Here is a 23,819-nt window from a genome sequence, read left to right on the forward strand (position 1 = left end):
CCGATGAAGCGTTTCTCCGTTGGTCGCTTACTGGCGGAAATGTTGTTCCATCATGCGCCGTAGTTCAGCTTGATAGGCCGTTGTACCTGTATTGCCATGCTCAGTTTGATCTTCCGCAATTTGTATGCTTTTCGCTGCTATCGCACTCAAGTCCGTCCATGTGGTAGCGTCCGGTGGATTGTTGCCTGATTGCATGACTATTGTATTTTGTTGAGAGATGACGGTTGATCTACTGCTCGTTGCCTGCTTTTCTGCCATTTTTATCGCTTGATTGGCTATGTCGTGCAAATCATTGTCTGACGAGTGTTTATTGCTTGAAATGTTTGGTTTTTTAGGGACTGGCTTTACTGTGGATGTACCGTGAGCAGGCGTAAGCGACGGTTTGGGTATGTGTTTACTGTCTGAGACGGGGGCTTGCTCTGTTTTTATGAAATCTCCTGCAACTGAGGTATTGCCGAGCATTTGACACCCCCCTCCTAAAAGGGGAGTAATCAACAATACTGTGCGAATACTGACTGTAAAACTTGATTTAATATTCATATTCACGCTTCTATAATTTTCGTCACTCAAGGATAAGTCAGAAGAAAAAACACATCATTACAGGCTTTCACCAAAGGATACTTTAGAGGTGTATTGAATATCGGAAGTACTTTCTTCCTCTGCCTTCTTAGTATTAGCAGTAGGTGCTGTTTGTGTGAGTTTTGTAGTATCTACTTGTACAACTTTAGCATTAACACAAACTTGTTTCATACCATCGACATCATAACCGCAAAATGCCTGCTCATCTTCATAGGTGTCAACCGTATAAGTGACGACGGGTTTTGCGGGTGGAGGGGGAGGGCAATCTGTTTTACAGTGACCTTTTGCATGGGAAATACCTGAAAAACTCATCAGTAATACAGAAGAAAATAGCGCATTAATCATTTTTTTTGAGATCATCATGGTCATATCCTTGATGTTTTTCTATGGTTAAAACTAAAATCAGCGAGATCAAGTCTACCTGAGTATAAAACTTGATCTGATATGGGCTGTTTATTGTGCGTAACGTTCTTCAGTGACCGTTGCCTTACTCTGTTTGGTTGTATGCGTTTCCCATGTGCTACTGCCGCCTGTTGATGAGGTAATATCTACGCCAACCTTAACGGACTTACCAGCAACATCCAAACACCCTAAAACCTTACCGTTGGCATCCATTGGTAATAGTTGCTCATGAAATTCGCCGTATTGCGGTTCATGGTAAGTCACTGTGCTGGCTGTGGTACTGCTAGCGCATTTGCCGCAATCGCCTGCTATAACAGAACCTGCGCTACTGAACGCGATTACTGCGGTGATGCCCAATGTAACTAAGCGAATTTTGCTTGTCATATCATATTCTCCTTCAATCAGTGGATGTTAGGTTTGCTATGTGTCTTACTGATAGAACGGATGAGAGAGTATTTATGTGGAAAATAAGTTACTTTTCCGTGAAAAATTTGGATGTCACTGCCAATTATCGCATGATCGGGCATAATGTCTGCAATCTTGCAACACACTGAAAACAACATGGCAAACAATCACATCATTCCACGCCACCGCACTGTTCCTGTGAAGGTGGGCAATGTCACCGTCGGCGGCGAATTTCCTGTCGTCGTACAATCCATGACCAATACCGATACAGCGGATGCGGTGCGTACTGCGGCGCAATGTGCCGAATTGTTCCGTGCAGGTTCGGAGTTGGTACGCATCACCGTCAATTCCTTGGAAGCGGCGCAAGCTGTCCCCGAACTCCGCGAACGCCTCGACAAAATGGGCTGCGATGTACCGCTGATTGGCGATTTCCATTTCAACGGGCACAAGTTGCTGACTGCCGTTCCTGAATGTGCGCAAGCACTCGCCAAATACCGCATCAATCCCGGCAACGTCGGGCGTGGCAAAAAGCGTGATGAACAATTCGCGCAAATGATCGAATTTGCCTGCCGCTACGATAAGCCTGTGCGTATCGGTGTGAATTGGGGTTCGCTCGATCAGGAATTGCTGGCTCGCAATCTGGATGACAATTCCAAACTGGCGCAACCGCTGGAATTGTACGATGTGATGCACGCCGCGCTGATCGAATCCGCGCTGACCAGTGCCGCCAAAGCCGAAGAATACGGTTTGCCACACGATCACATTATTCTGTCGTGCAAACTCAGCGAAGTGCAGGGTTTGGTGCGTGCCTACCGCGATCTGGCGAGCCGTTGTGATTACCCGCTGCATCTCGGTTTGACCGAAGCAGGCATGGGTAGCAAAGGTATCGTGTATTCAACAGCGGCACTCGCGCTGTTATTGCAAGAAGGGATTGGCGATACTATCCGTATTTCCCTCACCCCTGAACCGCACGCCAAACGCGAAAAAGAAGTGATCGTTGGGCAAGAAATTTTGCAGGCACTGGGTTTGCGCTCGTTCACGCCGCAAGTGGTGGCTTGCCCCGGTTGTGGGCGTACCTCCAGCGACTATTTCCAACGACTTGCCGAGCAAATCCAAAACTGGCTGCGCGAGCAAATGCCGGTGTGGAAAGATCAATACGCAGGCGTGGAAAGCATGTCGGTCGCGGTCATGGGCTGTGTGGTTAATGGGCCGGGCGAAAGCAAACACGCTAATATTGGTATCAGTTTACCGGGCAGCGGCGAAGTTCCGGTTGCCCCCGTTTATGAAGACGGACACAAAACCGTTACGCTGAAAGGCGATAATATTGCACAAGAGTTTCAGGCACTGGTCGAAACTTACGTGCAAAAAACGTATGGATGACCCCAAAGGAGAACGTTACATGAAAAAAATATCCCTGCTGGCAATCGCTGGCTTATCCCTGCTGGCAAGCAACGTCATGGCAGCCGTCAAAAGCGAAGCCGTACCCTATGAACACGACGGTACAAAATTCGTCGGACAAATGTATTACGACGATGCCATCACCGAAAAACGCCCCGGCGTATTGGTCATCCACGAATGGTGGGGTTTGAACGACCACGCCAAAAACCGCGCCGAAGCATTGGCTAAACTGGGCTACGTGGCGTTTGCGGCGGATATGTACGGCGAAGGCAAATCCACCGACAAGCCAGAACAAGCCAAGGAATGGATGACGGAAGTGACCTCCGATGTTGACGCATGGCGTGCCACCGCCAATGCGGGTCTGGAACAGCTCAAGAAAAGCGACAAAGTAGACGCGGCAAAACTCGCGGCGATTGGCTATTGCTTCGGCGGCGGCACGATCTTGCAGATGGCTTACAGCGGTACGGATATTGACGGCGTGGTGAGCTTCCACGGTTCATTGCCGTCAGCACCGGATGGTACGGAAATCAAAACCAAAGTGCTGGCGTTCCACGGCAATGCGGATGCGATGGTGCCGCCTGCAACCGTGAATAAGTTTACGGAACAGATGGAAAAAACGGGTGCGGATTGGCAATTTGTCGCGTATGGCAGCGGCGTGCGTCACGGTTTCACCAATCCGAATGCGGGTAAGTACGGCATTGAAAACCTGAAATACGATGAACAAGCTGATCAGCGTTCTTGGGCAGGAATGCAGGCGTTTTTCAACGAAATCTTCAAGTAAGGTGCAGCGTTAACGCGCCACGCGGAAGCCACGGAAAATCTGGCGACCGCTCGGATAATCTTTGACTCGATAGGCGGCGCGTAAATAGCGCGGTCTGTCATTCCATGAACCGCCACGCAGCACGCGCTCGTGGTGGTTGCCTGCTTCTTCCCACGCTTGTGCGTTGACGGGTGCGCCGTGGTAGGAATCGTGCCAGCAATCTTGTACCCATTCCCACACATTACCGCATAAGTCGTGCAAGCCGAACGCATTCGCGGGGTATGTGCCGACGGGTGTGGTCATGCCGTGCTGCATCGCGTGGTTGGCGTGTTGCGCGGTTGCCTGCATTCCCCACGGGTACGCCGCGTTTATACCGCCACGGGTGGCGTATTCCCATTCCGCTTCGGAAGGTAGGCGGTAATGTACGCCGTTCAAGGCACTGAGCCAGCGGCAGTAGGCTTGCGCATCGTCCCAACTTACATTAATCACCGGATGCTTGCCGCGTCCCCAGCCTTGGTCGTCGGGCAGTGGAAAGCCCATTGCTTCGCAAAATGCATCGTATTCTTCAAAAGTAACGGGGTAGCGCCCTAGTGCAAAGGCGGCAATGTACACATAACGCGGCGGGCGTTCGTTGATGGTGCAACCGCCTTCCACAGCGTCGCGTTCATCTAGCCCGCCCATGAGAAAACGACCCGGTGGAATGTTGACCATGCGGGGCAAGGGGAGGGCAATGTTGTAGTCGGGTAATGTTGCATTCATGCACTTATCGTAAAGCAACGCCGTTGCGCTTTCCTGTTTGGCTGACAAGCTGTCTGTGATAACTTTGCGGCTTTTAGTCGCTAAGGAATCATGGCTATGCGCTGTCGGGTAAAAGTTTGCGGAATCACCTCTGGCACAGATGCGGCAATGGTCGGCACTGCGGGTGTGGATGCAGTGGGTTTGGTGTTTTATCCCAAGAGCAAACGCAACTTGAGCATCGCGCAAGCGGTGGAGATTTGCCGCGCTATACCACCCTTTGTGACGGTAGTCGGCTTGTTTTTGGATGCAGATGCGGACTTTGTGCGCAACGTGTTGGCAGCCGTACCGTTGGATGTTTTGCAATTTCATGGTTCGGAAACGCCAGAGTATTGCCGCCAATTTTCACGCCCGTACCTGAAAGCGGTGGGGATGAAAGGCTTGGCGGAATCGGGTGGTTTTGCGGCGTATGCGGATTGTTACCCTGATGCGCACGGCTTTTTGGTGGATAGCCATGCACCGGGTGCTGCGGGCGGCACGGGCGAAACCTTTGATTGGACACAAGTGCCGCAGGACTACCCTAAGCCGATTATTCTGGCGGGCGGGTTGACGGCGGAGAATGTGGCGGAAGCAATCCGCACCAGTCGTGTATATGCGGTGGATGTCAGCAGCGGGGTGGAATCCGCGCCCGGTGTAAAGGATGTGGCGAAGGTGCAAGCCTTTATGACAGGCGTGCGGCTGGCAAATTATTTGGCGATTCACCCCGCGATTACTGAGGCGGAAGTGTTGCAAGCGCAGCAAACGTGGGCAGACGGTTTGGTGGCGATTGGCAAACTCGCGGGTGATGCAACGGCGGCGAAAGCAGCAGCGCAAGTACTGGTGCGGCGTTTATACAATTACGGTGAGGGCAAGGTGTTGTTCAAACCGACCAAAGCGGCGCATGACCAGTTCCGCGAAACGTTTGAGCAGGCGCTTTCGTATTTTGTGGGCGGCGATCACCACGAAGATCATGGGTTTGCGTTGCATCCGTGGGCGGCGGTGCGCTTTGAGAATAACAGTCTGTTTTTGGATGTGGATTCGGCGGGGGCGATGGGGAATTATTATTTCACCGATGCAAAAACGGGCGCGGAGACCAAAGTGGAGTTTACCTTTGCGTATCGGCGGGCGAGTGATGGGCGGCTGGTGATTTTCTTGCACCATTCGTCGTTGCCGTATGAGGCGGAGCATTAAGCGCCCATGATTGAGGGATTTTTGGAAACGTTGCAGCAGTTTGGGCGCTGGTTGTTGGGCATTGTGGTGCTGGCAGGGGGTGTGTGGGCTTATCCTACGGTGAAGGATTATTGGGCGGGTGAGCCAAAAGTGGTCGCCACCACACCTGCTGCGCCAGCGTTCGGTTTGTTGCCAACCGTTATGTTGATCAAGGCAGCAGAACCGGCGGTGGCTGATCCACGTGGTTGGGCGAGTGATGTGTTGGAGGTGCTGCATTCGCACGGCCTGCCGCAGAACCGTGAAAACGTGTGTGCGATTATTGCGGTGGCTGACCAAGAATCGGGCTTTGTGGCGAACCCCACGATTCCGAATTTAGGTAAGATGTCTGAGAAGGCGGTGGTTGAGAAGCTCAGTAAACTGTCAATTTTACGCGGTGGGGCGCTTACCTTCCTTAACCGTTTTCCCAGTGCGAATGACAGCTTTATGCAGCGTATTCGTCGTGCCAAAACCGAGCGCGATTTGGATCTGGCTTACCGCGAGTTGGTGGCGGGTTTGGGCGATTATGCGCGGCAATACAAGTTGGGCTTGTTGGTAGATAACCGCTTTGCGCGTGATTTTATCGAGGGCAGCAACGAAATTGACACCATCGGCTCGATGCAGGTGGCGGTGGATTTTGCGGTACAGCAGGAAACCCAACGGCGCGGTGGTAAGGTGTTGTCGCTGCAAGAGATTTACCAAATCCGCGATAAACTTTACACCCGTAAAGGGGGCTTGTATTACGGGACGTTATTGTTGTTGGGGTACGAGTCGGGCTACGACAAAAAGCTGTACCGTTTTGCGGATTTTAATGCGGGGCGTTACAGCAGCCGCAACGCGGCGTTTCAGACGGTGATTGCGGCATTGAACAAGCAGCCGTTGGCAAGTGATGGCGATTTGTTGATATACAAAGCCGATGGCAGTGCTGCTATCACCGTGAGTGGTACGGAGCAGGCGTTACGCACGATTAACAAAACCTTTGCACTGAATTTGAAAGACTGGCAAATCCGGCGGGATTTGATGCAGGAAAAACGCTGGGTTTCAATGATACCCCGACTTATAAGCTGATTCGGGCAACGTATGCGAAGGCGACGGGCAAAATGCCGGTGTATGCGCAAGTGCCTAGTATTACGTTGCATAGCGAGAAAACGTCACGGATTTTGACGACGGGGAAGTTCGCGGATACGGTGTATGGGCGTTATCAGCGGTGTTTGGCGGTGAGAAATGGCGGCTAGACCAGTTCAAAATCCACGTCTTCGTAAATGTCTTGCATTGGGCAGTGAAAGTTGATGCTGGCAAATTCGACTTCGGCATCAGCACCTTCAAAATTGAACAGTTCCCAGCGGTTTTGTGGGGTGCGGCGGAATACGTCGACGCGGTAGGTGCGTGGGTCAATCAGTACGTATTCTTGCAAGCTGGTCAATTGGCGGTAACATGCCCGTCACTCGCGCCTGCCATTGCGTAGATTTCGCCTTGCACGTATTCGCTGCGGGTGGGCGCATCCATTTCTGTGGCGAGGTAGTCTTCTGGGGTGATTTTCAGTTGCTGGCATGGGAATGCTCCGTCGTGTGTCTTTGGGAATAGTAGACCGTTTCAGGGGGCTTGGCAAAATCAGGGTTGCCTTCGGCTATGCTCAGGCAACGAGAATGACGGGGGTCGGAAATAACAACTACTATTTTTGTGGCGCTGGCAGTGCCGCTAATTTTTTTAGATTAATAGCTGTGTCAATGTAGCTGTTTACTATAGGTAAAAAATGACTTGCCAACCGCAAGGTATCCCCGATGTCATTGCCTATCGTTTGTATAGATGGCTGGTCTAGTGAGTGCTCACTATTTATTTCTCTAGGTTCGCCAATAGGCAGGATACCTAACAGGCTATACTGCACACAGGTTGTTGTTTTATATTCTTTCTTTTTCCAGAATATTAGATGGCTATCTTCCCTGCTAGCTCTTTTCTCAAAAATATCAATCTTGATGATTAGTGGAAGGAAAGCAGCAATCGAGCCGATAATAATCAGGGTATGAGCACTATAAGAGTCAATGCTGAATAATTTGATCAAGGAATCAAGTACAAATCCGTATGCGACAATGCTGATCCCATTAACACTGAGCATTATCATGTTCCTAAAATGGCTACTTAAATAGTTCATTGCTCTACACTCTTATAGATGGCTATTGGGTAAAATAATGTATTTCACCCTTTCCGTCGGTAGTTGATGTGCTACAGAGTTGAATGATATCGGTGATAAAGACAGGCTATTTTGATCATCGTCATCATCAAAAGGGATGCTGCAATAGCAGTTTTCCCTGCTTCTACCGCAGTCCATACAAGTGCTGTCCCCTGCATCGTTGATGGTGTTTTGTTTAATCATTTTATCTCTCCAGTAAAAAATTTAAGAATGAACTTTTATTCGGAAAAACTATGTGAGCACTGTAAGCAGGTATAATTGTCTAAAACATGGTTATCTATTACTTCCCCTGCTTTTGCCCCAGCAGCGCCTCCCGTGAAAGCACCGAGAATAGCGCCACTAATTAACCCAAGAGTTGCTCCGGCAGCGGCTCCCACTGGGCCAGCAATGAGACCTACAGCAGCTCCTGCTTCAGCACCGGCTGCTGCTCCAGATGCTACACCTAAGTATCCACCTACCCCTCCAGCTACTCCTCCAATAGTAGCCCCAGTTCGCTTGCCATAATTTTTCTTGTCTATATTTGTAGAGCGGCATTTTGGACATGTTAAAGGCATTGTAGACTCCCCATTGTAAGTTTATGAATTTGGGGTTGAGGTGTTTTTGATAGATGCTGATTCTCAACCCAAGCTGGCACATTAATTCGATAAGATTATTTAATATGCTAGCATCTAGCATCTAGCATCTAGCATCTACAAGAAAATTTTGTTCAAAAAAGCAACTATTTTTAGATGAATAATGTGATTATTGTGATGAACGTCACGGATTAGTGGTGAACCTTATGCCTATCACAAACGGATTTGAAAGCAGACTTACACGCCGCAGGAAAACTCGCGCAACACACAAGCTATCAGGGTGAAACCCTCAATTTCTAAACCCCTGCGGCATTCTTTTCCCGCCTGACCGAACGCCGTTGGGACATCGTAAACGTTTTGCAATAAGAAGGCTCAATGGGCGTGCGCTAGCTTGCCTGTGAAACAAGCGGCGTAATTTCCTAATCCGCTAGCCCATCAAACGGGTCAACAATCCGTAACAAACCCTCAATGATTTGCCCATGCTGCATATCTTCGGAATACAAAACCGTACAGCCCTGTTCCAGCGCACTTGCCAACATCAGGCTATCAAAATAGCTATAGCGGTAACGTTCCCCCAGCAACAGGGCTTGCTCAATCGTCTTGGTTGTCACGGTGGTGATTTGGAAATTGCTTTGCAATTCGTGGATGACATTCAAAATATCCGCGTAAGCCTGCTTTTGTTTGCGGCGCAAGACATTGCTGACCTCGTTCAATACCTGCGTACTGATCCAAGCGTCCGGTTCTTGAGCGCATTGTAGGGCAAGTGTCGCCTTTTCTGATTCATCTTCCGAATACACATAAATCAGCACATTGGAATCAAGGAAAACCTTAGCGGGCATTGGCATCCTCGCGGTCAAAGCGATAGCCACGTGTTTTTAACCGCAGTGCGTTGAATTGTTTTTGCACAGGCTGGTTGGCATCCAGTTGTTGCAAGCGGTTTTCCCGCATCAATTTTTGCAGGTAATCAAACGTCAAACCGGGGTGCAATTCCGCAAGCCTGCCGATTTTTGCCCAATAATCCACTTGTCCGCCCAAGGTGCGCTGAAACACTTGCGCCTGTTGCCGTGCGGATGTAACGGTTTCGTCGGAAAGTTTTACGCTGACTGCCATATCGTCACCATTAGTTACCAATGGTTTCCATATTACACTCTGTTTGTTTGCCTCGACAAGTAGGTTGCATTCACCTTCTCCTTGCTCTAGCATAGGCTTGTGTATATGCCAGATCAGGAGGTCAACATGTTAGCCGAACGCCACGTCCGCCTGTTCCGCAACGGGCGCAACCAAGCCATCCGCATCCCCCGCGAATTTGAATTGGCAGGGAATGAAGCGATTATTCGCCGTGAAGGCAACCGTTTGATCATCGAGGCCCTGCAACGCCCCTCATTGCTTGCCTTTCTCGCTGCTTGCAAACCATCAGATATAGATTTCCCCGACATAGACAATCTACCACCGCTGGATGATGTGGTGTTTTGACGATGACAAATTACCGCTACTTGCTTGACACCAATATCATTTCCAATCTATTTCGCGAACCTCAAGGCAACGTCTACCAACATTTGCAGCGTGTCGGTGAGGGGGCTGTCTGCACGAGTATTATCGTTGCCGCTGAATTGCGTTTTGGCGCAAAGAAACGTAATTCCCCAGCCCTGACGGCGTGGGTGGAACAAATACTTACGATGATCGACGTACTGCCGTTTGATGCCTCAGCAGACCATGTCTATGCGGAAATCCGTGCCTATCTTGAAGCTGCTGGGCAGATTATCGGCCCGAATGATTTGCTGATTGCAGCCCACGCTTTGCATTTGGGTTTGGTGGCTGTTACCGATAATACTGACGAGTTTAAACGCGTGCCGGGGTTGGTCGTGGAAAACTGGCTATTGCCATAAGTTGGCTGTTTATCAGTCTTTCGCGTAAAACCTCGTCCTTACTTCGACAAGCTCAGCACAAGTCAGGGCGGGGATGCAGAGCGAGGGTGGCATCGCTGCCCCTCTTCCGTTTGTCGGCTGAAACTCGACGGCGAGCAACAGCGCAACTTGCGCCGTTACGCGGGGTTGTGTCGGTTTGTTTACAACAAGGCGTTAGCGTTGCAGCAAGCCAACCATGCAGCCGCTGGCAAGTTCATCAGTTATGTGACGATGGCGGCATGGCTTCCCGTTTGGAAACGAGAACAGGGTTCGGCATGGTTAAAGGATGCGCCCTCACAAGCCTTGCAACATGCCCTCAAAGATTTGGAAAAAGCCTACAAAAACTTCTTTGCCAAACGCGCCGACTTCCCGCGATTCAAGCGCAAAGGCAATGGCGACAGCTTCCGCTACCCTGACCCCAAGCAAATCAAGCTCGACCAAAGCAATAGCCGGATTTTCCTGCCCAAACTCGGCTGGATACGCTACCACAACAGCCGCGATGTGTTGGGTGAATTGCGCAATGTCACGGTTTCCAGCAAGGGCGGTAAATGGTTTGTGAGCATCCAAACCCTTCGACAGGCTCAGGGCATTGCCCAGCGGGAAGTGGCGATTGTTCCTTCAACAGCGACTACGGCTATCGGTGTCGACCTTGGCATAGCCCGCTTTGCCACGTTCTCGGATGGCACATACATCGAACCGCGAAACAGCTTCAAAACCAAAGCCGCTAAACTCGCCAAATACCAACGGCGCATGGCGCACAAGCAAAAATTCAGTAACAACTGGAAAAAAGCCAAAGCTAAAGTTCAAAAAATTCACATACAAATCGCCAACGCCCGCCGCGATTTCCTGCACAAGGCAACGACCACGCTCAGCCAAAACCACGCGCTCGTGTTCATCGAAGATTTGCAGGTAGGCAATATGTCCAAGTCAGCGGCAGGCACAGCAGAAAACCCCGGCAAGAACGTTGCCCAGAAATCCGACTTAAACAAAGCCATCCTCGATCAAGGTTGGGGCGAATTCCGGCGGCAGCTCGACTATAAGCTGGCATGGAAAGGCGGCATGTTGTTCGCTGTGCCACCACACTACACCAGCCAAGAATGCCCCGAATGTCACCATGTGGCGGCGGACAATCGTCAGACGCAAGCGCAGTTTGTGTGTGTGCAATGCCATTACGAAAATAACGCTGATCATGTCGGCGCAATCAATGTTTTAGAGCGGGGATACCGCTTGTTAGCTTGTGGAGATGCGGCACTAAGTCGCTCTGTGAAGCAAGAACCCACCGAAGTAAGTCAGTTATCTAGCTGAATGCAGTAGGAATCCTCTTCCTTTTGGGAGAGGAGGATGTCAATTGCGTAATGCCTGTAAAGCCTTCAGGTGTTGGCGAGCCTCTTTGGCGGCTTTGGAATCGGCTAGCGGCGCAAGAATGCTTTGCCATTCTTTCAACTCCACGTCAGTGTGTTCATCCGGCTGGTTTTTCCATTCCTTCCTGATGTATGCCAAGCTGTTGTTGGCATGTTGTAAGGCCGCTTCGACATGCTTGCCCTTGGGGTAACGCTTGAGGTATTCGCCTTCCATCATCAGGCTGCGCCCGGACATGCAACTGATGGAACCTTCACATTCACCACCGACAAAAGCATTGGCTGCTTGCCACGCAATGGCATCACCGATGGTGTCCTGTTTGTGGCGGTCGGCGAGTTTCCAGTAATTGTCCGGGTTGACGAGGTATTCAGCACTTGGCTCCGTATAAAACACTTTTTTGCCGAGCTGTTTTAGCCATGCGGCGTAGGGGGCTTTGGTCGCTTGTTCTGATTGAATTTTGAAGAGTGAAATTTGTATGGCTCGCCAGTAGGCTAGTTCCAGTTCACCTTGGGTTTCGGGGTTCTTGCTGCTGGCTGCGGCGCGGTTCGCAAACTGGCTGACTTCCACTGCATCGGCGAAACTGAGCGGCGACTGGTTTTCGTGGTCGCTACCATAGAGGCCGCCGTATACTTTGTCTGCCTCACCGAGTTTTTCACGTATCAGGGCGAGGTGGGCAGCATCGGCTTTCGCTGGGTCGAAACTGCGTAACAATCCGCCGAATACCCAGCCCTTGAGCGGCGCGTCCAGCCGATACCAATAATCAGACTGGCTGCCTATTTTTGCTTTGGTCGCAGTATGTTGGATGGAGGTGAAGTTTGTCCCCAGCGGGAGCTTGCCTGTTTCAACGGCGCTGGTGGCGGGCGTGGTGCGTACCCTGACACCTGTGCCAATCGTAATTTTATCAGCTTTTTCTGCCACGTAAGCATCAGCGGCGACGCCCGAGCCTGCCCATAACAGCATGGTAAGCGTGGTGAGCAATAGGGGGAGGGTTAGTTTGCGTAACATGGTGTGTTTCCCTCAGTCAGCTAAAAGTCAACGATAACATAATGCGCCTATCGCAAGGCAGATAACCCAACCGTAACATAGCTAGGTTTTGCCGCTTATGATAACTTACCCCGTTTTTACGATCTTCTACGTAGGAGCGCGGTAACGTGAAATTCAGCGAATTCAACTGGAATGCCATGCCGGACAAAGCCGGGCATTTTGGCGCATACGGCGGGCGTTTCGTCGCAGAAACGTTGATGGAACCCATCTACGAACTCGAACAAGCCTACGAAAAGCTCAAAAACGACCCAGCCTTTCAAGCCGAATTCGACCGTGACCTTAAATACTACGTCGGTCGCCCCAGCCCCCTGTATTTGGCGGAACGCTGGACACGTGAACTCGGCGGCGCAAAAATTTATCTCAAGCGTGAAGACCTGAACCATACCGGTGCACATAAGATCAACAACACCATCGGTCAAGCCTTGCTCGCCAAACACATGGGCAAGAAGCGCATTATCGCTGAAACGGGTGCAGGTCAGCACGGTGTCGCCTCCGCCACCATCGCCGCCCGCCTCGGTTTGGAATGCGTGGTGTACATGGGGGCAGAAGACGTGCAACGCCAAGCTCCCAACGTGTTCCGCATGAAATTGCTCGGTGCTACCGTTGTCCCCGTCACTTCCGGCTCAAAAACCCTCAAAGACGCTTTGAATGAAGCGATGCGCGACTGGGTAACAAACGTTGATGACACCTTTTATATTATCGGCACCGTCGCAGGTCCCCACCCATACCCCGCGATGGTGCGCGATTTCCAATCCGTGATCGGGCGTGAAGCGCGTGAGCAAATTCTGGAGCAGGAAGGGCGTTTGCCGGATGCGTTAGTCGCTTGCGTTGGCGGTGGCTCGAACGCCATCGGCTTGTTCCACCCCTTCCTCGCGGATGAATCCGTCGCGATTTACGGCGTGGAAGCAGGCGGCGATGGCATCGAAACCGGCAAACATGCCGCCCCATTGTGCGCAGGCAAACCGGGTGTATTGCACGGCAACCGCACTTACTTAATGGAAGACAGCAACGGGCAAATCATCGAAACCCATTCGATTTCCGCCGGATTGGACTACCCTGGTGTTGGCCCCGAACACGCTTGGTTAAAGGACATCGGGCGTGCCAATTACGTATCGGTGACGGATGTGGAAGCGATGCAAGGTTTCCACGCTTTAACCCGCATCGAAGGCATTATTCCCGCGCTGGAAAGCAGCCACGCGCTGGCTTACGCGATGAAACTTGCGCCTACCATGTCTAAAGACCAAAGCATTATCGTCAACCTCTCCGGGCGTGGCGATAAAGACATCAATACCATTGCACGGCTGGAGGGCATTACGCTATGAGTCGCATCGCCGCTTGTTTCGCCGCCCTCAAAGCACAGGGCAAAACCGCATTGATTCCTTACGTCACGGCGGGCGATCCGCACCCATCCATCACTGTGCCACTCATGCATCGTATGGTGGCAGCGGGTGCAAACATTATCGAACTCGGTGTGCCGTTTTCCGACCCGATGGCGGATGGCCCGACGATCCAGCAAGCGCACGAACGCGCCCTGAAACACAACACCAGCCTGCACGACATCCTCGGCATGGTCGCAGAATTTCGCCAAACCGACGCCACCACGCCCGTGGTGCTGATGGGCTATTTGAACCCGATTGAAATCATGGGTTACGTTGAATTCGCCAAAGCAGCGGAAGCAGCAGGCGTTGATGGCGCGTTGACGGTGGATTTACCGCCGGAAGAGGGCATGGGTGTATTGCCGTTGTTCCGTGAGCACGGCATTGACCCGATTTTCCTGTTGTCGCCGACTACGCCGGAGCGGCGTATTACAACGGTGGCGCAAGCAGGCGGTGGCTTCATTTACTACGTCTCACTGAAAGGTGTGACAGGCGCAAGCACCTTGGATGTTGGGCAAGTCGCTGCACATATTGCCAAAATTCGCCAACACACTGATTTGCCATTAGGCGTAGGTTTCGGCATTAAAGACGCGGCAACCGCCGCCGCTGTCGCGAAAACCGCCGATGCGGTGGTAGTCGGTAGTGCGGTGATCAAACAGATCGAAGCGACACCTGACGACCATACTGCTATCATGAATAACATCAGTGACTTGCTGGTCTCCATGCGTACTGCGCTGGATGCTTGAACCTAGGGGTAAACAGAATACATGAGCTGGTTTGAAAAACTGCGTCTACCATCACGCATCCGTACCGACGCGACCAATACCGAAAAGAAATCCATCCCAGAAGGTTTGTGGCATCAATGCCCATCCTGCCAAGCGGTGCTGTACCGTGCGGAATTGGAACGTAATCTGGACGTTTGCCCCAAGTGCAATCACCACATGCGCCTGTCTGGGCGGCGACGCTTGGAGGTGTTTTTGGATGCGGCAGGGCGTGAAGAAATCGGTGCGAATGTTGCGCCGACCGACATGCTGAAATTCCGCGACACCAAGAAATACAAAGACCGTTTAGCGGCGGCGCAAAAAGAGACGGGCGAAAAAGACGCGCTGATCGTGATGAAAGGCACAGTGTTGGGCGTGTCATTGGTTGCAGCGGCGTTCGATTTCCGTTTCATGGGCGGCTCGATGGGGTCTGTGGTCGGCGAACGTTTTGTGCGCGGCGCAGAAGCGGCGATGACGCAAAAGATTCCGTACATTTGCTTTGCGGCGAGTGGCGGGGCGCGGATGCAGGAAGCGTTGTTCTCGTTGATGCAAATGTCCAAAACCAGCGCGGTCTTGACGCGTTTGAGTGAAAAAGGTGTGCCGTTTATTTCGGTGCTGACTGACCCGACAATGGGCGGGGTGTCGGCAAGTTTTGCGATGTTGGGCGATATCCACATCGGTGAACCGAAAGCCTTGATTGGCTTTGCGGGGCCGCGTGTGATTGAACAGACAGTACGTGAAAAACTGCCAGAAGGTTTTCAGCGCAGCGAATTTCTGCAAGAAAAGGGCGCGATTGACATGATCGTGCATCGCAAAGATTTGCGTGAAACCATTGCGGATTTGGTGTCTATCATGCAGCACAAACCCAGCCCCCTCGGTGAGTCAGTGTTGGATGCGGCGTGAATACACTTGATGATTGGCTGCGCTGGCAGGAGCATCAGTTCCTGACAGCTATCAAGTTGGGGTTGGGGCGCATTCATGACGTTGCGGAACGCATGGATTTGCTGCAACTCCCTGTCCCTGTGATGACTGTCGGCGGGACGAATGGCAAGGGGTCGACTTGTGCGATGCTGACACGCATTCTGATGCTGCAAGGCTACCGTGTCGGCACATACACCTCCCCTCATTTGCTGCGTTATAACGAGCGCATTGCCGTCAATGCTGAACCTGTCAGCGATGCGGCGATTTGCCAAGCCTTTGCAGCGATTGATCATGCGCGTGATGATATTGATCTGACGTATTTTGAATTTGGCACATTGGCGGCGGTGTATTGTTTCTTGCAAGCCAACGTTGATGTGATTGTGTTGGAAGTGGGGTTGGGTGGGCGGCTGGATGCTTGCAATCTGTGGGATGCGGATGTGGCGGTTATTACCAGCATCGGCATTGATCATGTGGATTGGCTAGGTTCGACCCGTGAAGCGATTGGACGCGAAAAAGCGGGGATTATGCGAGCAGGCAAGCCAGTAGTGTGTGGCGACCCACAGCCGCCCGCGATTATTGCGGCAGAGGCAGCGCGTATCGGTGCGCCGTTGTTGCAATACGGTCAGGATTTTACCAGTGCAGGTATTCCGCAACCTGCGTTGCTGGGGGATGTGCAACGCCAAAACGCGGCGTGCGTGGTGACAGCGTTGCAACAATTGGCGGAGCGCTTGCCAGTTTCGGCGGAAAATATTCACCAAGGGTTGCAATCCGTTAGCCTCATGGGACGAATGCAGCGGGTGCATGAGCAGCCCGAAGTGATTGTGGATGTGGCGCATAATCCTCATGCCGCCAAAGAATTAGCGGCTTGGCTGAAAAAAAATCCGTTAAACGGTAAAACATTTGCAATTTTTTCTATACTTGCAGATAAGGATATTGCCGGAGTGGTTGAAATAATGTCAGCCGTGCTGGACGAATGGCATGTGGTGTCCTTGTCAGGGAATCGTGCACTTAGCAGTGATGCGCTTGCAGATAAAATAAAAGCAAGTGGGGTGCAAGTGCCCATTTATACCTACTCGGATTTTCAGTCAGCGTGGAATTCTGTGTACTTAAGTGCAGAAAAACAGGCTAGGGTAGTGGCTTTCGGCTCTTTTCTGGTAGTATCTGGTATGCTGGAAATTCTCGTTCCCCAACGAGGCTGAGCTTGCATCCGTCGCTAAACAGCGCGAATCAATAGTTTTCGAGTGTCAAATAGAGATTAAGGAGCAGTGAATTACATGGATAATAAAGCCACAACCAAACGTATGATTGGCGCGGTAGTGCTGGTGCTGGTTGCTGCGTTGCTGTTGGCATGGTTGCTGAAAGGCAAGAACCGTGAAGGTCAACAGGACATGGCAATGAATCAAACCGGTGAAACCAAACCGATTCTGGGTTTCCCCGGTATCGGCGATGCGCAAAAGCCTAGTATTGTCGGTGAAGACCCGAATGCCGCTCAACAAGCGGGTGCTGGTCAAGCAGCAGGCATTGATGTTACCCAGCAGCAAGGTGCTAACGCCCAACAAGCGGCGGCGGGCGCTGGTCAAGCCGCTGGCACAGGTGTGGCTAACTTGATTCCCGGTGTTGATGTGAAATTGCCTGAGACGGTGGCGAATACGACGGGCTTTGATGTACGTCCAGCCGGTACTAACGGTGAAGTACGTGATTTGGTTGATACTGACGGTAAAGTGAAAGACGGTACGGGCAGCATGGGTACAGGCAATGCGAAAGCGGGTTCTGTTGCACCAGCACAGGCTGCGCAAGGTCAAGGTTCTGCCGCGCCTGCCGCTATTCCGGCAGTACCACAACAAGCGGTTGCTGCTCCTGCGAAAGCTGCTGCCCCTGCGGCTCAGCAAGACAAGGCTGCCAGCAATAACGATGCTACTCCTGTTGAGAAAAAAGCCAGTTCCAAAGTGGTGTTGGTAAACGAAAAGCCAGTGCCTAGAGCCGCATCAGAAGCTGGTGCAAAAGCGGCGGCTGATAAAGCAGCAGCGGTTAAGAAGGAAGCAGAAGATAAAGCGATTGCTGCGGCTAAGCTTGCGGCTGAAAAAGAAGCGGCTGCTAAATCGTTAGCATTGGCGAATGCAAAACCGGGTGCGGCAGCAGGTGGTGCGGGTAGCTTCTCTATCCAAGTATTGGCAAGTGCCGACAAGGCTAAAGCCGATGCAGCAGCAGCGCCTCTGAAAGCGGACGGTTACAATGTGGCGGTCTCCACGGCGACCGTGAATGGCAAGCCTGTTTACCGTGTCAATGTGAGTGGCTTTGCTAACCGTGCGGATGCTGATGCCGCACAAGTTAAAATGAAGTCACGCTACAAGCAAAATGCGGCGATTCAAGGCAGCTTTGTGACTAGCAGCAAGTAATCCATGACAGCAGATATTCTGGATCTCAGTATCATTGTCCTGATCGTCTTGTCCGCTATTATTGGTTTGGTCAGGGGATTTGTCAGGGAAGCACTTTCCTTGGCAACATGGCTAGCGGCACTGGCATTTGCGTTTCTTTACTACAAAGAATTAGCGGTGCATGTGCCGTTTGCGGTGCAGGATAAGATCGGACAAGTCGTGATTGCCTTTGTGGTCATTTTCCTTGGGGTATTGATTGTTGGTTCTATCATCAATCACCTGCTCAGTGCTGCGGTGTCATCCGTAGGGCTTGGGGGCGTTGACTATTTGTTGGGCGGGGCGTTTGGCATCTTGCGGGGTGGCTTGATTGTGACGCTGCTGGTGTTATTGTTTGGTGCGGTGGGAAATTTCTCCAAAGAAGCGTGGTGGCAAGATTCGCGGTTAATGCCGTGGTTCGAGGAAACCGCTGGTGTTCTGAAAGAGATGATTCCCAACAAACTGCCAGAAGATCTGCCAGGTATTTTTTCCAGCAAACCCTAAGTGTAGGGAAATGCTCCGTGAATCCAGCAGCCATGTACGATCGTGCATGGCTGTTTTGTTTTGACGGGGTTAGAATATGACGTTTTCGTTTCACCGGAAGACTTGTTATGTGCGGAATTATCGGGATTATCGGTCATGAATCGGTTAATCAGGCCATTTATGATGGCCTGACGGTTTTACAACATCGTGGACAGGACGCTGCGGGGATTGTGACCAGCGACGGCAGAAAGTTGTATCTGCGCCGTGACAATGGCTTGGTGAAGGACGTTTTCAATGAACGTCACATGGCGATGTTGCAAGGCAATATGGGGATAGGACATGTGCGTTACCCAACGGCGGGGTCATCGTCTTCTGCTGAAGCACAGCCGTTTTACGTGAATAGCCCTTACGGTATTTCCTTGGCACACAATGGCAACCTCACTAATGCCCATGTGTTGAAGAAAGAGTTGTATCGACAGGATCGTCGCCAAATCAATACGGAATCCGATTCTGAAATTCTATTGAATATTTTTGCGCAAGAGTTGCTGCGGCAAGATGCGCTGCATGTACGCCCCGAAGATATTTTCTCAGCAGTCGAAGGGGTGCATCGGCGTTGCAAAGGTGCATATGCGGTTGTCGCCATGTTGACGCGTGATGGCTTGGTGGGTTTTCGTGACCCGCATGGCATTCGTCCCTTGGTTTATGGTGTGCGTGAAACGCCGCACGGTAAAGAATTCATGTTGGCTTCTGAAAGCGTGGCGTTGGATGTGCAAGGCTATCGTTTGGTGCGCGACATTGAACCGGGTGAGGCGATTTTTATTCGCCCCGATGGTCAAGTTTTCACGCGCCAATGTGCGCAGAACCCGCGTTACAGCACCTGCATTTTTGAATATGTGTATTTTGCTCGCCCCGATTCGATTATCGATAATGTATTCGTGCACAAAGCGCGGATGCGCATGGGGCGCAAAATGGCGGAAATGGTGATGCGCGATTGGCCGGATAATGACATCGACGTGGTGATTCCGATTCCTGACACCAGCCGTACTTCGGCATTGGAAATGGCGTATACCTTGGGCGTGCCTTACCGCGAAGGTTTTATCAAGAATCGTTATATCGGGCGCACATTTATTATGCCGGGACAGGCGAAGCGCAAGAAATCGGTGCGGCAGAAACTTAATCCGTTAGCCTTAGAATTCAAGGGTAAAAACGTGATGTTGGTGGATGATTCGATTGTGCGCGGTACGACTTCCGGCGAGATTGTGCAAATGGCACGCGACGCGGGTGCTCGAAAAGTGTATTTTGCCTCGGTTTCGCCGCCGATTAAGTTCCCAAACATTTATGGCATTGATATGCCTGCTGCTAAGGAACTTATTGCGCATGGGCGTACCGAAGAAGAGGTGGCAGAAGCGATTGGGGTTGATCGCTTGGTGTATTTGCCACTGGAGGACTTGATTGCAGCGGTGAGCAAGGGCAATCCGCGCTTGAAAGACTTTGACTGTTCCGTTTTCACCGGGCATTACGCGACGGGAGAAGATGAGAATTATTTTGCTGAACTAGAGGCTTTACGTAATGACGCAGAACAAACAAAACGCGAAAAAAACATGGCTGCCATTGATATTTGTAACAGTGATGAGTAGTGGGGCAGTTATGGCTGAACCGGATGCAGCGCCTTCGCTGAATTTACCACCGCCCATACAAGTACAACAAGCGCCGCTTGCTGCGGCAGCGGATGGGCGTTTTACGTCGATTATTGCTAAGTTGGCGCAAGATTTTCCGAGCCACTCGACAGCAAAAGTGTTGGTAATCGACGCTACCGCCCAAAAGCTATTTCTGCTGGAAAATGGCGTGGAAACGGGTGCTTGGGATATTTCTACGGCGACCAAGGGTTTAGGAAGCGCAAAAGGCAGCGACCAAACGCCTTTGGGTGTCCACCGTATTGCGCAAAAGATTGGTGATGGTGCGCCGTTGGGCACTATTTTCAAAGCCCGCCAAAATACGGGTGAGAAAGTACAAATTCTTACGACACCGGGAGCAGATAGCCCTGATGATTACGTGACTAGCCGAATTATGTGGCTGGATGGTTTAGAGCCGAGTAATCAAACCTCCAAAGAACGTTTCATTTATATCCACGGTACAGGGGAAGAGGGCAAAATTGGTACGCCTGCTTCTCACGGCTGCATTCGGATGCGTAACAAGGAAGTGATTGATTTATTTGAGCGCGTGGATGAAAACACGCTGGTGGTGATTACCCAAAAGCACGAGGGATAAGCATTGATCGACAACGAGTGGGATTTTGAAACACTGGCAATCCGTACCGGACATGTGCGCACGAATGAAGGCGAGCATTCGGAGGCAATTTTTCCGACGTCCAGCTTTGTATTCAGGAGTGCGGCTGAAGCGGCAGCCCGTTTTGGGGGGAGTGAGCCGGGTAATATTTACGCTCGTTTCACCAATCCGACGGTACGCTACTTCGAGGATCGCTTGGCTGCTTTAGAAGGTGGTGAGGCGTGTGTCGCTACCTCCACGGGCATGTCAGCGATTTTGGCGGTCATGCTAGGTTTGTTGAAAGCGGGGGATCACGTCGTGTGCTCCCGTGCGGTGTTTGGTACGACTACTTTATTGTTGCAAAACATTGTGGGTAAATTCGGCGTGGCATTTAGCTTCGTCGATTTGACCGATATGGCAGGGTGGGAAGCGGCTTTGCAGCCGAATACGCGTTTATTGTTTGTGGAAACCCCTGCGAATCCCTTGACAGAAATTGTTGATATTCGGGAATTAGCAGATTTAGCACACCGTAACGGTAGTCTGTTGGTGGTCGATAACTGCTTTTGTACGCCTGCGTTGCAACGCCCGCTGGAATTGGGCGCGGATATTGTGGTGCATTCTGCTACCAAGTATCTGGATGGGCAGGGACGTGCCTTAGGCGGTGCTGTTGTCGGCGATAAGCAACGGGTTGGCAAAGAGGTGTACGGCGTATTACGCAACGGTGGTGTGAGCATGAGTCCCTTCAATGCGTGGATTTTCCTGAAAGGTCTGGAAACCCTCTCCTTGCGGATGAGGGCGCATTGCGATAATGCCTTGCAACTTGCACAATGGTTGGAAGCACATCCCGCTATTGAGAGGGTACACTATCCGGGGTTGGCATCGCACCCCCAACATGCACTGGCGCGGCGACAGCAAAGTGGTTTCGGTGGCATTGTGTCGTTTATCGTTAACGGTGGGCAGGATGCGGCGTGGCAAGTGATTGATGCCACGCAGATGTTGTCGATTACGGCGAATTTAGGTGATACTAAAACTACGATTACCCACCCCGCTACCACTACCCACGGCAGGCTAACACCTGAGCAAAAAGTGCAGGCGGGTATCGCTGACGGTTTGGTGCGGGTGTCGGTCGGGCTGGAAAGTATTCGGGATATTCAGCGCGACCTTGCGCGTGGTTTGGTGGTCGCTTAATCAGGTAGGCGAAAGGCGGGGAGGTTAAATTCCCGCCTAATGTCATTCAATTCCAGAAATGTATTGCGCTCGGCAGGTATTAGCTGGAAACGGTAGCCGCCATCGCCGGGGTAAGGCTCGACGTGATCACACTTGCCATCCATAATGGCATTGGGGATTTCTTCGAATGCCTGACATTCTCTGTCGAGGTTATTCTCCAGAAAATGTTGGCAAAATACGCAAACGGGAGGCAGCATACAACTCATACTTTAATTTCCCAGAGAAATTAATGACTAGTGATATTGTCGCCCTAATTCGTGTACGGCGTCTACTAGTACAGCGACGTTTTCGGGGTTAATATGCTGATGAATGCCATGCCCCAGATTAAACACATGCCCAGACCCTTGCCCGTAACTTGCTAAAATGGCAGCGACTTGCTGACGAATCACCTCCGGTGACGCATACAGCACGCAAGGATCCATATTGCCTTGCAACGCAACTTTATCACCCACACGGGCGCGAGCATCGGCAATATTAATCGTCCAATCCAGCCCCAAGCCATCACAACCCGTATCTGCCATCGGTTCAAGCCATTGAGCCCCACCTTTGGTGAATAGGATGACAGGAACTTTGCGCCCATCGTTTTCGCGGGTCACGCCATCAACGATCTTTTGCATGTAACGCAGTGAAAATTCACGGTAAGTGGCGGGTGTTAACGAGCCACCCCACGTATCAAAGATCATCGCGGCTTGCGCACCGGCGGCAATTTGCGCATTTAGGTACAGGATAATGCTGTCGGCGAGCTTGTCCAGCAGCAAGTGCAGGGCTTTAGGGTTGTCATACAACATACCCTTCACTTTGGCGAATTCCTTGCTGGAACTGCCTTCCACCATGTACGTGGCCAGTGTCCACGGGCTGCCGGTGAATCCGATCAGCGGCACGCGTCCGTTAAGTTCGCGGCGGATGGTGCGGACTGCATTCATCACGTACTGCAATTCGCCTTCGGGGTCGGGAATGCCAATCTTTTCAATATCCGCCATGCTTTGCACGGGGTTAGTGAAGCGCGGGCCTTCGCCTTCCGAGAAATACAAGCCTAAGCCCATGGCATCGGGGACGGTGAGAATGTCGGAAAACAGGATTGCCGCATCCAGTGCGTAACGCTCTAGCGGTTGCAGGGTGACTTCGCAAGCAAGGTCGGCATTTTTGCACAAATCCATGAAGCTGCCAGCGCGGGCGCGGGTAGCACGGTATTCAGGCAAATAGCGCCCAGCTTGACGCATGATCCAAATGGGCGTGGTATCGACTGGCTGTTTCAGGAGTGCGCGTAAAAAACGGTCGTTTTTAAGATCGGTCATATCGACACCCCTGAACTAAATGCGTAGAAGATTGGCAGGTATTAGCCGCCGAGACGGGTCTTGATCAGTCCGCTCACTTGTCCCATGTCGGTACGGCCTTGCGCTTTGGGTTTTAGCCATGTCATGACTTTGCCCATGTCGCGTACAGAGGTTGCGCCCGTTTCAGCCATCGCTTGCTGGATGAGGTCATCCAATTCGGCGGCACTGAGGGGTTGTGGAAGGTAAGTCTGGATAATACCCAGTTCGTATTCTTCCTGAGCGACCAGATCAGTACGGCCTGCATCGCCGTATTGACGGATGGATTCGCGGCGCTGTTTGGTCATTTTGTCTAACACCACCAGTATGGCGGTATCATCCATTTCGACGCGCGTATCCACTTCTTGCTGCTTAATTGCCGCGAGAATCAGACGAATAACACCAAGCTGCGCCTTTTCATGCGCACGCATGGCGGTTTTCATGTCTTCGGTGATTTGTGCCTTGAGGCTCATA

Annotated in this window: 28 protein-coding genes and 1 pseudogene; 16 read left to right on the plus strand and 13 right to left on the minus strand. The window is 51.6% G+C overall.

Annotated elements, in window-relative coordinates; genetic code table 11:
• Nucleotides 1–27: 27 nt before the first annotated feature.
• The 3 genes from J1836_RS16495 to J1836_RS16505 all read right to left on the minus strand — a co-directional run bounded on the left by J1836_RS16495 (nt 28) and on the right by J1836_RS16505 (nt 1,365).
• On the minus strand, nt 28–546 hold the full coding sequence (locus J1836_RS16495) for a hypothetical protein (protein WP_207252222.1): 519 nt from the start codon (nt 544–546) through the stop codon (nt 28–30).
• A 51-nt stretch (nt 547–597) separates the two neighbouring features.
• Nucleotides 598–942 carry a hypothetical protein gene (locus J1836_RS16500; protein WP_207252223.1) on the minus strand — a complete coding sequence of 115 codons (345 nt, stop codon included), beginning with the start codon at nt 940–942 and terminating at the stop codon, nt 598–600.
• A gap of 90 nt (nt 943–1,032) precedes the next feature.
• Nucleotides 1,033–1,365, minus strand: coding sequence for a hypothetical protein (locus tag J1836_RS16505; protein WP_207252224.1), 333 nt, complete (start codon nt 1,363–1,365; stop codon nt 1,033–1,035).
• A gap of 177 nt (nt 1,366–1,542) precedes the next feature.
• Here J1836_RS16505 and ispG point away from each other — a divergent pair, with 177 nt between their 5' ends.
• Nucleotides 1,543–2,766: a flavodoxin-dependent (E)-4-hydroxy-3-methylbut-2-enyl-diphosphate synthase gene (gene ispG / locus J1836_RS16510; protein WP_207252225.1), complete on the plus strand. Its 1,224-nt coding sequence runs from the start codon at nt 1,543–1,545 to the stop codon at nt 2,764–2,766.
• Nucleotides 2,767–2,785: 19 nt separating this feature from the next.
• A complete protein-coding gene (locus tag J1836_RS16515) occupies nt 2,786–3,565 on the plus strand; it encodes a dienelactone hydrolase family protein (protein WP_207252226.1) in 780 nt (259 codons plus the stop codon).
• A gap of 9 nt (nt 3,566–3,574) precedes the next feature.
• On the opposite strand, the gene J1836_RS16520 is transcribed toward J1836_RS16515, so the two are convergent.
• Nucleotides 3,575–4,303: a formylglycine-generating enzyme family protein gene (locus tag J1836_RS16520; RefSeq protein WP_207252227.1), complete on the minus strand. Its 729-nt coding sequence runs from the start codon at nt 4,301–4,303 to the stop codon at nt 3,575–3,577.
• 90 nt (nt 4,304–4,393) lie between these two features.
• On the opposite strand from J1836_RS16520, the gene J1836_RS21915 reads away from it, so the two are divergent.
• Nucleotides 4,394–5,509, plus strand: coding sequence for a phosphoribosylanthranilate isomerase (locus J1836_RS21915; RefSeq protein WP_307792587.1), 1,116 nt, complete (start codon nt 4,394–4,396; stop codon nt 5,507–5,509).
• Nucleotides 5,510–5,689: 180 nt separating this feature from the next.
• Nucleotides 5,690–6,759 (plus strand): annotated as a pseudogene (locus J1836_RS16535) (DUF1615 family protein).
• On the opposite strand, the gene J1836_RS16540 reads toward J1836_RS16535, so the two are convergent.
• The 5 genes from J1836_RS16540 to J1836_RS16560 form a co-directional block, all read right to left on the minus strand.
• Nucleotides 6,756–6,947 carry a PDDEXK family nuclease gene (locus tag J1836_RS16540; protein WP_242632890.1) on the minus strand — a complete coding sequence of 64 codons (192 nt, stop codon included), beginning with the start codon at nt 6,945–6,947 and terminating at the stop codon, nt 6,756–6,758. The pseudogene J1836_RS16535 and the gene J1836_RS16540 sit on opposite strands and share 4 nt — an antisense overlap.
• Before the next feature lie 249 nt (nt 6,948–7,196).
• A complete protein-coding gene (locus tag J1836_RS16545; RefSeq protein WP_207252228.1) occupies nt 7,197–7,637 on the minus strand; it encodes a hypothetical protein in 441 nt (146 codons plus the stop codon).
• A 293-nt stretch (nt 7,638–7,930) separates the two neighbouring features.
• Nucleotides 7,931–8,266 (minus strand): hypothetical protein, encoded by a 336-nt coding sequence (locus J1836_RS16550; RefSeq protein WP_207252229.1) that lies wholly within the window; start codon nt 8,264–8,266, stop codon nt 7,931–7,933.
• Between the two features lie 437 nt (nt 8,267–8,703).
• Complete coding sequence (locus J1836_RS16555; protein WP_207252230.1) at nt 8,704–9,123, minus strand: PIN domain-containing protein; 420 nt, start codon at nt 9,121–9,123, stop codon at nt 8,704–8,706.
• Nucleotides 9,113–9,394, minus strand: coding sequence for a TA system antitoxin ParD family protein (locus J1836_RS16560; protein ID WP_207252231.1), 282 nt, complete (start codon nt 9,392–9,394; stop codon nt 9,113–9,115). Before J1836_RS16560 ends, J1836_RS16555 begins: the two co-directional genes overlap by 11 nt.
• Nucleotides 9,395–9,520: 126 nt before the next feature.
• On the opposite strand from J1836_RS16560, the gene J1836_RS16565 reads away from it, so the two are divergent.
• The 3 genes from J1836_RS16565 (at nt 9,521) to J1836_RS16575 (ending at nt 11,493) form a co-directional block, all read left to right on the plus strand.
• Nucleotides 9,521–9,757 (plus strand): antitoxin, encoded by a 237-nt coding sequence (locus tag J1836_RS16565; protein WP_207252232.1) that lies wholly within the window; start codon nt 9,521–9,523, stop codon nt 9,755–9,757.
• A gap of 2 nt (nt 9,758–9,759) precedes the next feature.
• The gene (locus J1836_RS16570; protein ID WP_207252233.1) at nt 9,760–10,170 is read left to right on the plus strand and encodes a type II toxin-antitoxin system VapC family toxin; all 411 of its coding nucleotides are present in this window, start codon (nt 9,760–9,762) and stop codon (nt 10,168–10,170) included.
• Nucleotides 10,171–10,287: 117 nt separating this feature from the next.
• Nucleotides 10,288–11,493, plus strand: coding sequence for an RNA-guided endonuclease InsQ/TnpB family protein (locus J1836_RS16575; RefSeq protein WP_207253188.1), 1,206 nt, complete (start codon nt 10,288–10,290; stop codon nt 11,491–11,493).
• A 39-nt stretch (nt 11,494–11,532) separates the two neighbouring features.
• Here J1836_RS16575 and J1836_RS16580 read toward each other — a convergent pair whose 3' ends face one another.
• Entirely contained in the window at nt 11,533–12,552 is a 1,020-nt protein-coding gene (locus J1836_RS16580; protein WP_207252234.1) for an SH3 domain-containing protein, read from the minus strand.
• 176 nt (nt 12,553–12,728) lie between these two features.
• Between J1836_RS16580 and trpB the strand changes: the two genes are divergently transcribed.
• From trpB to J1836_RS16625, 9 genes are all read left to right on the plus strand, one after another.
• On the plus strand, nt 12,729–13,913 hold the full coding sequence (gene trpB / locus J1836_RS16585; protein WP_207253189.1) for a tryptophan synthase subunit beta: 1,185 nt from the start codon (nt 12,729–12,731) through the stop codon (nt 13,911–13,913).
• Nucleotides 13,910–14,713, plus strand: a complete 804-nt coding sequence (gene trpA, locus J1836_RS16590) for a tryptophan synthase subunit alpha (RefSeq protein ID WP_207252235.1) — start codon at nt 13,910–13,912, stop codon at nt 14,711–14,713. Before trpB ends, trpA begins: the two co-directional genes overlap by 4 nt.
• Nucleotides 14,714–14,734: 21 nt before the next feature.
• On the plus strand, nt 14,735–15,631 hold the full coding sequence (gene accD, locus J1836_RS16595; protein ID WP_207252236.1) for an acetyl-CoA carboxylase, carboxyltransferase subunit beta: 897 nt from the start codon (nt 14,735–14,737) through the stop codon (nt 15,629–15,631).
• Nucleotides 15,628–16,848 (plus strand): bifunctional tetrahydrofolate synthase/dihydrofolate synthase, encoded by a 1,221-nt coding sequence (gene folC / locus J1836_RS16600; RefSeq protein WP_207252237.1) that lies wholly within the window; start codon nt 15,628–15,630, stop codon nt 16,846–16,848. The genes accD and folC overlap by 4 nt, the downstream gene beginning before the upstream one ends.
• 75 nt (nt 16,849–16,923) lie before the next feature.
• Nucleotides 16,924–18,045 (plus strand): SPOR domain-containing protein, encoded by a 1,122-nt coding sequence (locus tag J1836_RS16605; RefSeq protein ID WP_207252238.1) that lies wholly within the window; start codon nt 16,924–16,926, stop codon nt 18,043–18,045.
• Nucleotides 18,046–18,048: 3 nt separating this feature from the next.
• Nucleotides 18,049–18,564, plus strand: a complete 516-nt coding sequence (locus J1836_RS16610; RefSeq protein WP_207252239.1) for a CvpA family protein — start codon at nt 18,049–18,051, stop codon at nt 18,562–18,564.
• Between the two features lie 107 nt (nt 18,565–18,671).
• The gene (gene purF, locus J1836_RS16615) at nt 18,672–20,180 is read left to right on the plus strand and encodes an amidophosphoribosyltransferase (RefSeq protein ID WP_207252240.1); all 1,509 of its coding nucleotides are present in this window, start codon (nt 18,672–18,674) and stop codon (nt 20,178–20,180) included.
• A gap of 10 nt (nt 20,181–20,190) precedes the next feature.
• Nucleotides 20,191–20,811, plus strand: coding sequence for a L,D-transpeptidase (locus J1836_RS16620; protein ID WP_207252241.1), 621 nt, complete (start codon nt 20,191–20,193; stop codon nt 20,809–20,811).
• 3 nt (nt 20,812–20,814) lie between these two features.
• Nucleotides 20,815–21,996 carry an O-succinylhomoserine sulfhydrylase gene (locus J1836_RS16625; protein WP_207252242.1) on the plus strand — a complete coding sequence of 394 codons (1,182 nt, stop codon included), beginning with the start codon at nt 20,815–20,817 and terminating at the stop codon, nt 21,994–21,996.
• On the opposite strand, the gene J1836_RS16630 is transcribed toward J1836_RS16625, so the two are convergent.
• Genes J1836_RS16630 through J1836_RS16640 form a run of 3 tightly spaced genes read right to left on the minus strand, consistent with a single transcriptional unit; the run spans nt 21,993 to nt 23,818 of the window.
• A complete protein-coding gene (locus J1836_RS16630) occupies nt 21,993–22,241 on the minus strand; it encodes a hypothetical protein (RefSeq protein ID WP_207252243.1) in 249 nt (82 codons plus the stop codon). The two genes, J1836_RS16625 and J1836_RS16630, sit on opposite strands and share 4 nt — an antisense overlap.
• Nucleotides 22,242–22,268: 27 nt before the next feature.
• A complete protein-coding gene (gene hemE / locus J1836_RS16635; protein ID WP_207252244.1) occupies nt 22,269–23,330 on the minus strand; it encodes a uroporphyrinogen decarboxylase in 1,062 nt (353 codons plus the stop codon).
• Between the two features lie 41 nt (nt 23,331–23,371).
• Entirely contained in the window at nt 23,372–23,818 is a 447-nt protein-coding gene (locus J1836_RS16640; RefSeq protein ID WP_207252245.1) for a GatB/YqeY domain-containing protein, read from the minus strand.
• Between the last annotated feature and the right edge of the window lies 1 nt (nt 23,819).

The sequence above is a fragment of the Thiothrix fructosivorans genome, assembly GCF_017349355.1.
Lineage (GTDB): Bacteria > Pseudomonadota > Gammaproteobacteria > Thiotrichales > Thiotrichaceae > Thiothrix > Thiothrix fructosivorans.